This window comes from Neobacillus sp. GCM10023253 (genome assembly GCF_042653105.1).
Classification (GTDB): domain Bacteria; phylum Bacillota; class Bacilli; order Bacillales; family Cytobacillaceae; genus Neobacillus; species Neobacillus citreus.
In genome coordinates, this window is sequence record NZ_JBHSHV010000003.1 from 828,292 (window position 1) to 841,443 (window position 13,152).

A 13,152-nucleotide genomic window follows, 5' to 3' on the forward strand; every position below is an offset into this window, starting at 1 on the left:
ATATTATTAAGAGAGGAATGATTTTGAATAAAAGGGTATTAATTTAATCCTTTTTATAGTTTAAATTGGAGTGATACATATTATTAGAAACAGTATTCCAAATTTGTTTACGCTATTTAATTTATTTTTTGGCTTTTTGTCGGTCATGTATTCGGCCCAGGGTGATTATAAGAATGCGGCCATTCTGATTTTAATCGGGATGATGCTCGATAGCATGGACGGACGGATTGCCAGAATACTGCGTGTGGAAAGTGAGCTGGGGAAAGAGCTTGATTCACTCGCTGACATCGTTACCTTTGGTGTTGCGCCTGCGATGATGGCTTATTACTCCTACTTTTCTACATATGGCATCGTGGGCATGGCGATTTCAGGTTTGTTTCCATTATTCGGAGCTTATCGATTAGCCCGCTTCAACATAAATGCGGTGAAATCTTCATTAAAGTATTTTACGGGTGTACCCATCACGGCTGGGGGCGGGGTGTTAACGCTGTTGACGCTGTTTCACGGCAAAATGCCATCAATTGTTCTCCCTATCGCCTTTTTTGTGATTTGTTTCTTAATGGTAAGCACCGTTAAAATCCCAAGCCTGAAGGACGTTCCCCTGCCCAAATACGGAATTATTGTCACTGCTTTTTTAGGCTGCGCCATTTATTTATTTTTCAAAAAAGAACAATATCGTTTTCCGTACTTTCTCTATGTAGCTATACCGCTATACATCGCGTTTATTTGGTTCCAGCTGGTTAGAGAGAAAAGAAAACGAAATACTCGTTAATTATTTTAGAAAGAGGGCTTAGAAGAAATGAAGGTAAAAGTAAATCGTAGTGCTGCAAAGGAATTGAAAAAAATGCTTGGACAAGAGGAAGCGGAGGGTAAATTGTTTCGTGTTTATGTTTCCAACATCCACGGCGATCATGCCCATTATGACCTGATGCTTGATACACCAACCGACAAGGACGAAGTGGTAAAATCCGATAAGGATATTGATTTTATTCTGGAAAAGGATAATGAATGGTTGGATGGTGTTTGGATTCAATTTTTCCAAGTACCTAATGAAGAGTGGGTAATTACCAACCCATCCAGAGGCGGCCATCACCATCATCATTAATCATCAGGAGCAACTATCAGTTTTTTATTTTCATCTCCCTCCCTGCGGAATATCGCAGGGAGTTTTTTGTAGTTCCCATAAAAATATTATGTAAATTAAAAAGTCTCCTTCTTTGAAAAGACATATTCAAAAATGGTAATCTAATGTAATGAGCAGAACAGAAGGGAGCAAGAGGAATTGAATAATCATATAGATATTAAATTAATTGCCCTTGATATGGATGGGACCTTATTAAATAATCAGCATGAAATTTCTGTGGCAAACCGTGAGGCAATCAAAGAAGCCCAGGATAAGGGCGTATTTGTTGTTCTAAGTACAGGACGATCTTTTTTAAATAGTAATAATCATGCCGATTCTCTAAATCTTTCGTCCTTTTTGGTGACGGTAAATGGGAGTGAGATTTGGGATGAAAAACGCGAACTTGTGAGAAGATCGCTTGTAAAATCTGAACAAATTGAATGGATGCTGAAGCTTGCCAATGAGCACAAAGCGACATTTTGGGCAATCAGTACGGAACGAAACTGGCACAATGAAATGCCAGAGGATTTGCATTCGGTCGAGTGGATGAAATTTGGCTTCAATATTCATGATGATGCCGTTCGCGAAATTGTGATTAAAGAGCTAGAAACTAGAGGTGAATTTGAACTATCAAATTCCACGCCATTCAACATAGAGGTTAACGCTTCAGGTATTAACAAAGCGCAAGGATTAAAGCTTGTGTGCGAGCGGCTCGGAATTGAGATGAAAAATGTAATGGCTGTTGGAGACTCCCGTAATGATTTGGCCATGATTAAAGAAGCTGGCATGGGCGTAGCCATGGGAAATGCACAGGAGATTGTAAAGGAAACGGCTGACTGGGTGACAGCTTCCAATGAAGAAGATGGCGTGGCGAAGGCTATTCGCAAATGGGTTTTGGATAAATAAAATTTTTTTGTTTGGTATTGGTATATGAGGAATGCATACGGGTAAAAATATATGTGCAAGCATTATTTTGCAAAATTTAGTTATGGGATTATGCTAGGAGGCACCGAAAGAAATGGAACATGGCAAGGTAAAATGGTTTAACAGTGAAAAAGGTTTTGGATTTATCGAAAGAGATGGCGGAGAAGACGTTTTCGTTCATTACTCTGCAATTCAAATCGAGGGTTTCAAAACCTTAGACGAAGGACAAGAAGTTACGTTTGATATCGAAAACGGCCAGCGTGGGCCGCAAGCGGTAAATGTCCGTAAAGCTTAATAACTGTTAAAAATTAAACAGACTCTTTTAAAGGGTCTGTTTTTTTCGTAAAAATAAATTGGGCCGTTCGCGTTTTAGGGTGCGAACGGCCTTTTTTGGTTGGTTTTTTTAAAAAGATAACTTTCTTGCTGAATTTTGTAGATATTTATCAAAAATTTGTTACATTTTTATTAAAGGGGGAGATTACCATGAACGAACCAATTGCTATTGTCACAGGATCTTCAAGCGGATTCGGCCTTTTAACAACTCTGGAGCTTGCTCGGTCGGGTTTTCATGTTATTGCGACGATGAGAAATCTTGAAAAAAGCGGAGGACTCCTTTCAGAAGCCAAGAAAGAAAACATCGAAGATAAACTCACCATCCACCAACTAGACGTTACCTCACAAAACTCAATCAACCAACTCGCCAAACTAACGGAATCTCTAGGCCATATCGATGTACTCGTAAACAACGCGGGCTACGCCGCTGCCGGGTTTGTCGAGGAGCTCCCGATGGAGGAATACCGCAAACAATTTGAAACAAACGTTTTTGGAGTGATGGCAGTTACCAAAGCCATCTTGCCATATATGCGACAGCAGCGTCATGGAAAAATCATTAATCTTAGCAGCATCAGCGGCGTTGTCGCCTTTCCAGGAATGTCACCATATGTGGCATCAAAGCACGCCCTAGAAGGCTGGAGTGAATGCCTCCGCCTAGAAATGAAGCCATTTGGCGTGGATGTAGTACTGGTAGAGCCTGGATCGTACAGGACCAGTATTTGGTCTTCAGGAAAACAAATTACCCGCTCCCAACCTGACTCACCGTACTACAGACTAATGGAAGGTATGGAAAATTACATTCTATCCGGAGAAGAAAAGTTTGGCGATCCACGGGAGGTAGCCCAAAAAATCGCAGTAATAGCCAAAATGCAAAAACCAGCATTACGTTTTCCTATTGGTAAGGGTGTACAAATGGCCATCCTCATTAAAAATCTGATCCCATGGAGCCGATGGGAGAGGATTCTATTAAACAAACTACCTAAGAGATAAATTTCAAGAAGTTCTTGTGGAATATTTTTGAAATTAATTCCAACATTTAGAAACAAAGTGCAGCCACCATTTTGGCTGCGTTTTTGATTTTTTTAAAATAATAAATTTTTGAAAAAGTCGAATTTTTTTGGCAGGAATTTAAGGATATTGTGAGAATATTAGAAATAAGATAGAAAAAAAGGGGGTTTTAACATGGATATCCAAGTAGTAGAAAAAAATGAATTGAGAGTAGTTGGAATTTCATGGAATGGAAGTTATACTGAAACTAACAAGATACCCAAGTTGTTTACAAAATTTGAACAACGCCTAGAGGAAATTTCCTTTAAGACAGAGGAACCGGTTCTTATTGCCCCGTTTCATAGCCGGGAGACGGAGTTTACCTATTACGTCACTGCACCTGTTGAAAAAATTACAGAAATCCCGGAAGGAATGGTTGGCTTTACGATTCCAAGTAAAAATTATGTGGTGACAACCCATAAAGGAAAACCTGATGAGGTAGAAAATACATATAACCTTTTGTTTACGTGGATGAAAGAATATGGCTATGAGCAAGATCATCAAGCATTAAGTTTAGAGATTTATAAGGAAGAGCACAAAGAGCAAAATGCCAGCGGTGATCTTCATTTTGAAATTTATTTGCCAGTAATGGTGTATAAATAAAGTTTATTTTCATTAATCAGTTCGGTTTCCTTTACAGATGCACTTCTGTATAATAATATTAAAATAATTTAACAGTAATTCCTTCGGGGCAAGGTGAAAATCCTTACCGGCGGTGATGAAGCACATGCTTCTTAGTCCGTGACCCGGTTAACAATTTTGTTAAACGGTGGATCTGGTGAAATTCCGGAGCCGACAGTTAAAGTCTGGATGGGAGAAGGGAAATAGCAGGATTAAAATTGGCGAAATTTAGCCTTTTTTAAGCCTTAATTTTCTATTGTCTTTAAACAGGCCCTGAAGGTTTTTACCTCAGGGTCTTTTTGCTTTTTAGAAGAATCTTTAATCCCTGGAAACCCTAATGAAGGGAGAAAGAAGGATGTTTACCGGAATTATTGAAGAGATTGGTACTATTTCGGCTATACAGCGGACTGGTAATTCATTTGTGATGACGATTGAAGCGAAAAAAATTCTCGCCGATGTTCATCTTGGAGACAGTATTGCTGTCAATGGGGTTTGCTTAACTGTCACCTCCTTTACGGGAAACCGTTTTACGGTCGACGTCATGCCGGAAACGGTTAAAGCCTCTAGTTTAAATTCGTTAAAGCGCGGCTCAAAAGTAAATCTTGAGAGAGCAATGGCGGCCGGTGGAAGGTTTGGCGGTCATATTGTGTCGGGGCATATCGATGGCACCGGGGTTATTAAAAGTAAAAATGCCCTTGAAAATGCTGTCTATTATGAAATTGAGACCGAGCCGGAAATATTGAAATACATCATTTATAAAGGCTCCATAACAGTGGATGGGACAAGCTTAACGGTATTTGGAGTAACCGAAAACTCGTTTACCTTATCGCTAATTCCCCATACGATGTCGGAAACTGTGGTCGGTAACAAAGGACCGGGTGAGATTGTAAATTTGGAATGCGATATGATTGGAAAGTATGTCGCTCATTTTATGAATAATTTTTCGAACAATCAGAAGCCTAAAGGCCAATCAGGTATTACGGCTCAATTTTTAGAAGCGAATGGATTTTTATAAAATTGCATGAAAAAACTGAACAAAGGAGTGATACGGTATGTTTGACAGGATTGAAGAAGCAATCGAAGAATTGAAACAAGGGAAGGTTATCATTGTTTGCGACGATGAGGACAGGGAAAATGAAGGAGATTTCATAGCGCTTGCCGAAAAAACGACTCCTGAGGTTATCAATTTGATGGTAACGCATGGGAGAGGCCTTGTCTGTGTTCCGATTGAGGAAGAATTAGCAAAAAAACTGGATTTAATGCCGATGGTAGCGAACAATACCGACCCGCATGGGACTGCTTTTACAGTCAGCATTGATCATAAAAATTCTACAACAGGTATTTCGGCCTTTGAACGGTCTGCGACAATCATGAATTTGATTGATCCTCAGTCAAAAGCTGCCGATTTTAAACGACCTGGCCATGTTTTTCCGCTTATCGCTAAAAAAGGCGGCGTCCTTAGAAGAACAGGTCACACAGAAGCAGCAGTAGATCTTGCAAACCTATCTGGAGCCAAGCCTGCTGGCGTCATTTGTGAAATCATGAATGAAGACGGGACGATGGCCCGGGTACCGCAGCTAAGAAAAATCGCCGATAAGCTAGGCCTGAAAATGATTACGATCAAAGATCTAATTGAATACCGAAATCAAAAGGATAAATTGGTAAAGCGGGAAGTGGAAATCAAGTTGCCGACTGAATATGGCGATTTTAAAGCAATCGGGTATTCAAATATGGTAGACGACAAAGAGCATGTTGCTCTCATTAAAGGTGAAATTGACCCGGAGAAGCCAATTCTGGTCAGGGTTCATTCGGAATGCTTAACGGGTGATGTTTTTGGGTCTTACCGCTGTGACTGTGGTCCGCAGCTCCACGCCGCCCTGATGCAGATTGAACAAGCCGGAAATGGTGTGCTGTTGTATATGCGCCAGGAAGGCAGAGGCATCGGGCTCCTTAATAAAATGAAGGCCTATCAGCTTCAGGAACAAGGCTATGATACGGTAGAGGCAAATGAAAAACTCGGCTTTAAGCCTGATTTAAGGGATTATGGAATTGGTGCACAAATTTTAAGAGATCTTGGTATCAGAAAAATGATGCTATTAACGAATAATCCGCGTAAAATTAAGGGCCTAAAGGGCTACGACCTGGAAGTCGTCGAGCGGGTACCGCTGCAAATGGAAATGAGACCCGAAAATGAAAGCTATTTAAAAACCAAACATGATAAATTAGGCCATCTGCTTCATTATTAAAAATACGGAGGAATAGAAATGGGACATATTTTTGAAGGAAATTTAGTTGGTACAGGACTGAAAGTCGGAATTGTAGTAGGACGTTTTAATGAGTTTATTACAAGCAAATTATTGTCTGGGGCACAGGATGCTTTAAAGCGCCATGGAGTGAATGAATCTGATGTGGATGTCGCGTGGGTTCCAGGCGCATTTGAGATTCCATTAATCGCTAAAAAAATGGCAGACAGTAAAAAATATGATGCAGTTATCACACTAGGTACAGTTATCCGTGGTTCCACACCACATTTTGATTTCGTATGTAATGAAGTCGCTAAAGGAGTATCCCGCATCACGCTTGATACTGGCATTCCGGTTATTTTTGGAGTATTAACCACAGATTCAATCGAGCAGGCAATCGAGCGGGCTGGTACAAAAGCAGGCAACAAAGGCTGGGATGCTGCTTCTGGCGCCATCGAAATGGCCAACCTAACAAGAAATTTTGAATAACAGAAGGCCAAGGGGGCACCTTTTTAGGGTTGCTCCTTGCTTGTTTAATTCAATAAATTGATTTATAAAAAAGAAAGCAAAAACAAAAACATGTACAAATGAACCAGACTTTTACTATAATAATAACAGCATAAAAAAATAATCTTTAAAAAACAGGTGCTAAAGTCTTAAAACAAGACTCTTAGCTTAATAGGGAAGTTGGTTAAAAGCCAACGCGGTCCCGCCACTGTAAATGGGAGCAACCTATACGATGTCACTGTCTTAATAGATGGGAAGACATAGGAAGCAATGACCATGAGCCAGGAAACCTGCCTGTTTTTAAACACAAATGCCTACGTGGATAGGAGAGTGTTAAGCAGGAAACGTCACTCGTTTGTTACTTAGCATACATAACACCTCCTCCTAACTGATAGGAGGATTTTTTTATGCCAATTTTGGGGTAAAGATAGAAAGGGAGAGAAGAAATTGAAACTAACCAAGATTAAATCAATCATGTTAATTGGTGCACTGGCCCTTTCGCTGCCAATTAATGTGTACGCCGAAGAGAATGTTTCAGACCAGATTCACAAGACAGCACTGCATGTTCAATCGTCAGTATTAGACTCAGATTGGCATATAATAACTCTCGGTAGAGCAGGTAAGCTGACAGCATCTAATAAGACAGCTTATCTTGATAAGTTAGATGTTCGTTTAACAGGAGATGTGAAGGGTACTGAATTGCATAAGATTATATTAGCACTTCGTGCACTAGGGGAAAACCCGCAAAATTATAAAGGTCAGAACCTAATTAATAAGGCTTATAGTGATACAACATTAACCTCTACAACAGCTTATATCTACGCTTTAATCGCTTTAGATTCAGGTGAGTACGATATTCCAGCTGATGCACTATGGACTAAGCAGAAGCTGATTGATAAGATTACAGCCTCTGATCTGCCAACAGGCGGATGGGCAGGCTGGGATGGTACGGCTAGCGTTGATTCTACAGGTATGGCGCTTACCGCCTTATCTGCCCACAAAGAAGATCCTGTTGTAAAGGCTGATATTGATAATGCTGTAAATTTCTTAAAGACTTCAGAAGGTGCTAACGCGGAATTCGGCGATTCTTACAGTGGTGATAACGCCAACTCTACCTCTCAAGCAATTATTGGTTTATCATCAGTAGGAGTTGACCCGACCGCAGGTGATTTTGTTAAGGGGTCAACTAATCCAGTTAAAGCATTGCTGTCATATAAGACACAGCCATGGGAAGATGGTTTTAAATGGCTGAAAAGTGAAACAGCCGAAAACTCAATGGCAACTGAACAGGCATTTCAAGCGCTAGTAGCATATGACCTATTTAAGAATGGTGATAGGCTTTTTCACTTCGCTGCACCACTGCCAGTTGAATCAACACCAGCCCAACCATCAACACCTGCTCCAACACCAACAGTAGTAAACAACAATAATTATGTGACTGTTACGCCGACAACAGACGTTTCAAAATTACCTGTCCCAGAGTCAACGAAAGAGGTAATTAGAGAAATCATTACAAACAATAATGCTGGCACAGCTGGAGCTGCAGGAAATACATCTTCACAGCCGCAAGTGATAGTCGTCCAGCAGCCTGCCGCGGTTCAAACAGCAGCGGGTGAACCCAAAGTTGAGGTAAAAGTTGAAAAAGAAAGTGGTACCATCAATTCCAATAACCTTAAGGTAGGAGGCACTACCGCATTTATTGGGGCACTGGCTTTAGTTCTTAGAAGAAAGTTCTTGGGGGTGTAACCATGAAAGGCTGGCAGAAAATCATCGGTGATATTGCATCATGGCTTTTGGTTATCGGCGGGATTGGCTATGCTTTATATGGCTATACTCCGGGCAAAACGATTACAACAACAACAACCACCCCACAGGTTAAACAAGTCCAGCAGGATCAGCAAACCGCTGCCGAAACTGTAGAGAATGTGGAAGGGATTGTTTCAAATGCAGAAGCAACGTCATCTGATACCGCTGGAAAGAATTCAACCGTAAAAGTAATTACTACTCAGCCTGTAAAACAAACTTCAACGGTAACGCAGCAGCCAGCGGGCAGTATGGCACCAGCATCTGCACCGGTCGAAGAAAAAAAGCAAGACACAGTAACTGTTTCAGTAAAGACGCCTGATGGCTATTTAATTGCACCGCGGTCAGTTGAAATAAACGATCAAACGAAAGCGGCTGATGTTTTAAAACAAGTCTGTCAAGAGGCCGGCATAAAGCTGGAAACTACTGGTTCAGGTGCCACGCTATATACAAAAGGTATTGGCGGCTGGCGTGAGTTTGACAAAGGGCCATACAGCGGATGGAGCTACAGAATAAATGGAGTCAAAGGAGACCGCTCATCCGGCGTAAAGGATGTTAATCCTGGCGACACATTAGAGTGGAATTATGTTGTTGATTATAGGGAGGACAAGTGATGGAAAGCGTTCTTTCCATATTTAGGCCCAGGGTGCGGAACCTTTTAACGTTAAGAAACATGACCTTGATGGCGTGCTTAGCAACCTTGAGTATTGTTGGCAGGATTTATATGGGGATGATTCCAAACGTCCAGCCATCAACGGTTATAATAATTTGCTCTGCCTTGATTTATGGAGTAAGGTTTGGTCTGATTATTGCAGTTCTGACGGTTTTGGGTTCAAACCTGGTGTTGGGCTTTGGTCCTTTTGTTGTTATGCAGCTGATAGCATGGGGAGCAGTTGCCGTTGTATCGGGCGTAATTGGAAGGTTTTATGAGAAAATTCCCCATCTGCTTTTATCGGTATACGCCGGTTTTACCGGGCTGTTTTTTGGATTCATGGTATCCTTAAACGTTTTCATCATTGGCGGCCCGGCTGCTTTTTGGGTTTACTACCTAAGAGGGATCCCGTTTGATTTATATCATGCGGCCGGCAACTTTTTGTTTTATTTAACTCTTGGTCCAGTCCTGCTAAAGCTTTTACAAAGGCATAAGGAAAAAACATTTCATCAAAACCCAATCGAGTTAACAGATGATAAATAGCACGCCAAGCGGCGTGCTATTTTTGCATACTCTGCAGTTTTTGAATCAACGAGTCGACCTTTTCGCCAACATTATAGAGTACTTCCTCCAAACCCTTTTTCCATTCAGGTGCTTGTTCTTTTATCGTGTTCCCAATCTTTTTGGCACTATCATTTAATTCTTTACCAATTTCTTCTGCCTGGTCTTGTATGTTTGCAGCAGGGTTTGTTTCCCCGGCTAGCTTAGCATTTATGGACACAACATCAAAATTTTCTTTTGGAAGAGAGGTTGTTGATGTTCTCATGATTTCTCTAAAAATAGGCACGACATTTGAAGAACTTGAGCTTGGCAGGTAGTGCTGGCGGTCCGTTTGGTCAAAACCAATCCAAATGGCCCCTACCAGATTTGGCGTATAGCCGACCATCCACTGATCCTTCGTGCCGTTTATATCAGCAAACGGAAGCTGAGTTGAACCGGTTTTCCCGGCAATTTGTACTCCCGGGATGCGGGCTTTTTGACCTGTTCCAGATTCAACCACATTTAGAAGAATGGAGGTCATTTCATTTGCCACCTTTTTGGAGGTCACTTTGGTTGTTTTAGCTTCCCGCTCAGCAATAATATTATCTGTTGGGCCGACAATTTTTGTAATCAAATGGCTGTCCTGACGCTTCCCGCCATTTGGAAAAACAGTGTAAGCATTGGCCATCTGCAGAGGGGAAACGCCTTTACTCATCCCACCAAGTGCAACTGCTAGGTTTCTATCTTCTTTTTCTACAGGAATTCCGAAACGTTTCAAGGTATCAAGCCCCTTGTTTAAACCAACCTGATCCAACAGCCATACGGCCGGAACATTTAAGGAGTCTTCCAAAGCCTTATACAAAGGAACCTTGCCCTGATATGTTTTTGTGAAATTTTCCGGCTTGTAATTGCCAAATGTAAGCGGCTCATCGACCAGCTCAGACGAATAAGTATAACCTTCCTCAAGAGCTGCTGTATAGACGGCCAACGGTTTGATTGAAGAACCTGGCTGCGCCTTTAATTGCGTCGCCCGGTTAAAGCCGCGAAACACTTGTTCACCGCGTCCGCCAACGAGGGCAAGCACACCGCCTGATGCTGGGTCCATCAAGACAGAGCCGCTTTGGACGGTTTCTCCCCCCATCCCTCTAGGAAACAAGGATTTATTAGCATAAACCTTTTCTAGGCCCGCCTGTAAATTTTGATCCATTTCCGTATAAATTCTGTAGCCTCTTGTTAAAATTTCATCCTGTGTCAGGCCGTATCGGGAAATGGCTTCGTTTAAAACAGCATCAACATAATAAGGGTATTTCCGCTCTACGAAGCTGCCACCACCGTCATGCAGGCGGATTTTTTCTTTTTTAGCCTGGCTGTACTGGGCTGTGGTTATCATCCCGAGTTCTTTCATTTTACCCAACACGACATCTCTTCGGTCCATTGCTCCCTTATAATTTCTATAAGGATCAAGATAATTCGGCGCATGCAGAAGACCGGCAATCATTGCCGCCTCGCTAATGGTCATGTCCTTGGCATCCTTATTAAAATATTTCTTTGAGGCATTGCCAATTCCCCAGGCACCGCTGCCGAAATAAACTTGGTTCAGATACATTTGCAGAATTTCGTCTTTAGTATAAACTTGTTCAATTTTTACCGCTAAAAATAATTCCTCAGCCTTCCGTTTATAGGTTCGTTCTGGCGAAAGCAGCGCGTTTTTGGTGAGCTGCTGCGTAAGGGTGCTTCCTCCTCCAGTAATCCTTCCGGCGAATAAGTTACCGAAGAAGGCACGGGCGATCCCTTGAATATCGAAACCGCTATGCTCATAAAATCGCTCGTCCTCTATTGCTACCACTGCATTCGGAACATATTTGGGCAGCTCTTCAATTTTGACACCTTTTGTCCGGTTTGTTGCAACATTTGAAGCAACATTGCCATTTTTATCATAAACAACTGTCGGTTGGCTAAGGCCTTCCTTTAATGACTGTACATTCGCTCTCGAGGCGAGCCAGCCAAAATATGAAATAGTTGAAAGCACGACTACTAGACAAATCAACAATAGAATTTGAGTTAAATGTTTCTTTTTCCAGAAACGGACGACTAATTCCCAGATTGGGCGCAGCTTGTCCATAATTATCTCCTAACCTTCGTGTGATTTTTTGCTTCTTCCTATTATAAATATTCAAGTTAAAAAAGACCAACAAAGACCTTTGAATAGAAATCTTTTAATACCAAGACAATCGTGGACAACCAATTCCAATGTAAGCATATGTTAGTAGAAAGATAAAACATTTTTATGGAAAGGGATGGTGTCATGATTAACTGGAAAGTTCGGTTCAAGAACCGGAACTGGGTGATTGCATTTATCTCGCAGCTATTTATTGTCGCGCAAATGATTCTAGGCGGATTAAATTCCATGGGCATAACTAGTTTCCAGCTTTCGGATGCACTTCAGGATTGGGTAATTACCTTGGCAAATGCTGTTTTTGTATTGCTATCATTGCTAGGTATTGTGCAAGACCCGACGACCAAAGGGTATGGCGACAGTACCCGAGCCTTAAATTATAAAGATCCAAATTAACCATAAAAGAGGCTGTCAAGCGAGACAGCCTCTTTTTCGCTGTGTTATGAAATGGGTTGTACAAATAAACCTTCCCCTTCCAGCCATTCAGCAATAAAAATATTCTTGTAGTCCGTGATATTATGGGAATTTAGCTGAGTTGTCAGCCAAGCCTCATCATACCCTAAATCGGTAATTTCATCCCATAAAACCTCCCCATCCCGTATAATTGTTACGGGGACACAGACCGGCTTGGGAGGCATATTAAAGTCCTCTTGAGTGGTTTTTTGATATTTTGTCTTTTTTAAAATACTTAATGACCCGTTTGGCTCAAGATAGCAATAAGCGACTTCACGGATTGAAAAAGTTTCACTTTGCCGGAGCAGGCTTTGCAGCTGATTGATATTCATACGGTTTTTCTTCAATTCCTGCCGGTCTACCACACCGTTTCTAATCAGTGCTGAGGGCTTTCCTTCAACCATGCCGCGAAAGACTAGAAACTTCTGTCCAAGATATTCGACAGTTATAAGAAGAGCCCCCCATAGGACCATCGAATACATAATATAGTAAAAACTGATTTTATCATTATAGATGGCGTTACCAATTATTTCGCCTAGAACAATGGAGGAAATAAAGGTAAAGGGAGTTGCCCTTTTAATAATTTTTCTTCCAATGACTTTTATCCAAAGAACGAGAAGGATAAAGCCAACAATCAGGTCAGCTGTTATGTAAGCCAGTTTCATAATCCAATGCTCCAATCAAAACTCATACTACATTCTTTTATTGCCAAGTATTCGTATAATGAAAC

General features: G+C 41.3%; 15 protein-coding genes and 2 riboswitches. Of the genes, 13 read left to right on the forward strand and 2 right to left on the reverse strand.

The annotated features are described in order from the left end of the window. The first annotated feature begins 103 nt into the window (after window positions 1–103). The 12 genes from pssA (at window position 104) to ACFPA1_RS04425 (ending at window position 9,796) form a co-directional block, all read left to right on the forward strand. The gene (pssA, locus tag ACFPA1_RS04370; RefSeq protein ID WP_249366408.1) at window positions 104–772 is read left to right on the forward strand and encodes a CDP-diacylglycerol--serine O-phosphatidyltransferase; all 669 of its coding nucleotides are present in this window, start codon (window positions 104–106) and stop codon (window positions 770–772) included. A gap of 27 nt (window positions 773–799) precedes the next feature. Next, the gene (locus tag ACFPA1_RS04375) at window positions 800–1,105 is read left to right on the forward strand and encodes an iron-sulfur cluster assembly accessory protein (RefSeq protein ID WP_213140428.1); all 306 of its coding nucleotides are present in this window, start codon (window positions 800–802) and stop codon (window positions 1,103–1,105) included. A gap of 177 nt (window positions 1,106–1,282) precedes the next feature. Then, window positions 1,283–2,029 (forward strand): Cof-type HAD-IIB family hydrolase, encoded by a 747-nt coding sequence (locus tag ACFPA1_RS04380; RefSeq protein ID WP_378581476.1) that lies wholly within the window; start codon window positions 1,283–1,285, stop codon window positions 2,027–2,029. Between the two features lie 112 nt (window positions 2,030–2,141). Further along, window positions 2,142–2,342, forward strand: coding sequence for a cold-shock protein (locus ACFPA1_RS04385; RefSeq protein ID WP_213140427.1), 201 nt, complete (start codon window positions 2,142–2,144; stop codon window positions 2,340–2,342). Window positions 2,343–2,530: 188 nt separating this feature from the next. Beyond that, window positions 2,531–3,370 carry an oxidoreductase gene (locus ACFPA1_RS04390; protein ID WP_378581478.1) on the forward strand — a complete coding sequence of 280 codons (840 nt, stop codon included), beginning with the start codon at window positions 2,531–2,533 and terminating at the stop codon, window positions 3,368–3,370. 192 nt (window positions 3,371–3,562) lie between these two features. Continuing rightward, complete coding sequence (locus ACFPA1_RS04395; RefSeq protein WP_378581480.1) at window positions 3,563–4,030, forward strand: GyrI-like domain-containing protein; 468 nt, start codon at window positions 3,563–3,565, stop codon at window positions 4,028–4,030. Between the two features lie 75 nt (window positions 4,031–4,105). Further along, window positions 4,106–4,253, forward strand: a riboswitch (FMN riboswitch). A gap of 150 nt (window positions 4,254–4,403) precedes the next feature. Further along, window positions 4,404–5,063, forward strand: a complete 660-nt coding sequence (gene ribE / locus ACFPA1_RS04400; protein ID WP_378581482.1) for a riboflavin synthase — start codon at window positions 4,404–4,406, stop codon at window positions 5,061–5,063. A gap of 37 nt (window positions 5,064–5,100) precedes the next feature. Next, window positions 5,101–6,294, forward strand: a complete 1,194-nt coding sequence (locus tag ACFPA1_RS04405; protein WP_213140424.1) for a bifunctional 3,4-dihydroxy-2-butanone-4-phosphate synthase/GTP cyclohydrolase II — start codon at window positions 5,101–5,103, stop codon at window positions 6,292–6,294. An 18-nt stretch (window positions 6,295–6,312) separates the two neighbouring features. Continuing rightward, window positions 6,313–6,780, forward strand: coding sequence for a 6,7-dimethyl-8-ribityllumazine synthase (ribE, locus tag ACFPA1_RS04410; RefSeq protein ID WP_213140423.1), 468 nt, complete (start codon window positions 6,313–6,315; stop codon window positions 6,778–6,780). A 137-nt stretch (window positions 6,781–6,917) separates the two neighbouring features. Continuing rightward, a riboswitch (cobalamin riboswitch) is annotated at window positions 6,918–7,111 on the forward strand. A gap of 386 nt (window positions 7,112–7,497) precedes the next feature. After that, entirely contained in the window at window positions 7,498–8,544 is a 1,047-nt protein-coding gene (locus ACFPA1_RS04415; RefSeq protein ID WP_378581484.1) for a hypothetical protein, read from the forward strand. Between the two features lie 2 nt (window positions 8,545–8,546). Beyond that, window positions 8,547–9,215 (forward strand): DUF4430 domain-containing protein, encoded by a 669-nt coding sequence (locus ACFPA1_RS04420; protein WP_378581486.1) that lies wholly within the window; start codon window positions 8,547–8,549, stop codon window positions 9,213–9,215. Further along, window positions 9,215–9,796: an ECF transporter S component gene (locus ACFPA1_RS04425; RefSeq protein WP_213140420.1), complete on the forward strand. Its 582-nt coding sequence runs from the start codon at window positions 9,215–9,217 to the stop codon at window positions 9,794–9,796. Before ACFPA1_RS04420 ends, ACFPA1_RS04425 begins: the two co-directional genes overlap by 1 nt. A 16-nt stretch (window positions 9,797–9,812) precedes the next feature. On the opposite strand, the gene ACFPA1_RS04430 is transcribed toward ACFPA1_RS04425, so the two are convergent. Next, entirely contained in the window at window positions 9,813–11,915 is a 2,103-nt protein-coding gene (locus tag ACFPA1_RS04430; protein ID WP_213140419.1) for a transglycosylase domain-containing protein, read from the reverse strand. Between the two features lie 183 nt (window positions 11,916–12,098). On the opposite strand from ACFPA1_RS04430, the gene ACFPA1_RS04435 reads away from it, so the two are divergent. Further along, window positions 12,099–12,365 carry a phage holin gene (locus tag ACFPA1_RS04435; protein WP_378581489.1) on the forward strand — a complete coding sequence of 89 codons (267 nt, stop codon included), beginning with the start codon at window positions 12,099–12,101 and terminating at the stop codon, window positions 12,363–12,365. Window positions 12,366–12,409: 44 nt separating this feature from the next. Here the strand turns inward: ACFPA1_RS04435 and ACFPA1_RS04440 are convergent, their stop codons facing one another. Then, window positions 12,410–13,087, reverse strand: coding sequence for a DUF421 domain-containing protein (locus ACFPA1_RS04440; RefSeq protein ID WP_378581490.1), 678 nt, complete (start codon window positions 13,085–13,087; stop codon window positions 12,410–12,412). Window positions 13,088–13,152: the final 65 nt, after the last annotated feature.

Coding starts and splice junctions, on each gene's coding strand:
- ACFPA1_RS04430 (WP_213140419.1), bottom strand. CDS start 11,915: ATGGACAAGCTGCGCCCAATCTGGGAATTAGTCGTCCGTTTCTGGAAA.
- ACFPA1_RS04435 (WP_378581489.1), top strand. CDS start 12,099: ATGATTAACTGGAAAGTTCGGTTCAAGAACCGGAACTGGGTGATTGCA.
- ACFPA1_RS04405 (WP_213140424.1), top strand. CDS start 5,101: ATGTTTGACAGGATTGAAGAAGCAATCGAAGAATTGAAACAAGGGAAG.
- ACFPA1_RS04420 (WP_378581486.1), top strand. CDS start 8,547: ATGAAAGGCTGGCAGAAAATCATCGGTGATATTGCATCATGGCTTTTG.
- ACFPA1_RS04425 (WP_213140420.1), top strand. CDS start 9,215: ATGGAAAGCGTTCTTTCCATATTTAGGCCCAGGGTGCGGAACCTTTTA.
- ribE (WP_213140423.1), top strand. CDS start 6,313: ATGGGACATATTTTTGAAGGAAATTTAGTTGGTACAGGACTGAAAGTC.
- ACFPA1_RS04440 (WP_378581490.1), bottom strand. CDS start 13,087: ATGAAACTGGCTTACATAACAGCTGACCTGATTGTTGGCTTTATCCTT.
- ACFPA1_RS04390 (WP_378581478.1), top strand. CDS start 2,531: ATGAACGAACCAATTGCTATTGTCACAGGATCTTCAAGCGGATTCGGC.
- ribE (WP_378581482.1), top strand. CDS start 4,404: ATGTTTACCGGAATTATTGAAGAGATTGGTACTATTTCGGCTATACAG.
- ACFPA1_RS04395 (WP_378581480.1), top strand. CDS start 3,563: ATGGATATCCAAGTAGTAGAAAAAAATGAATTGAGAGTAGTTGGAATT.
- ACFPA1_RS04385 (WP_213140427.1), top strand. CDS start 2,142: ATGGAACATGGCAAGGTAAAATGGTTTAACAGTGAAAAAGGTTTTGGA.
- ACFPA1_RS04375 (WP_213140428.1), top strand. CDS start 800: ATGAAGGTAAAAGTAAATCGTAGTGCTGCAAAGGAATTGAAAAAAATG.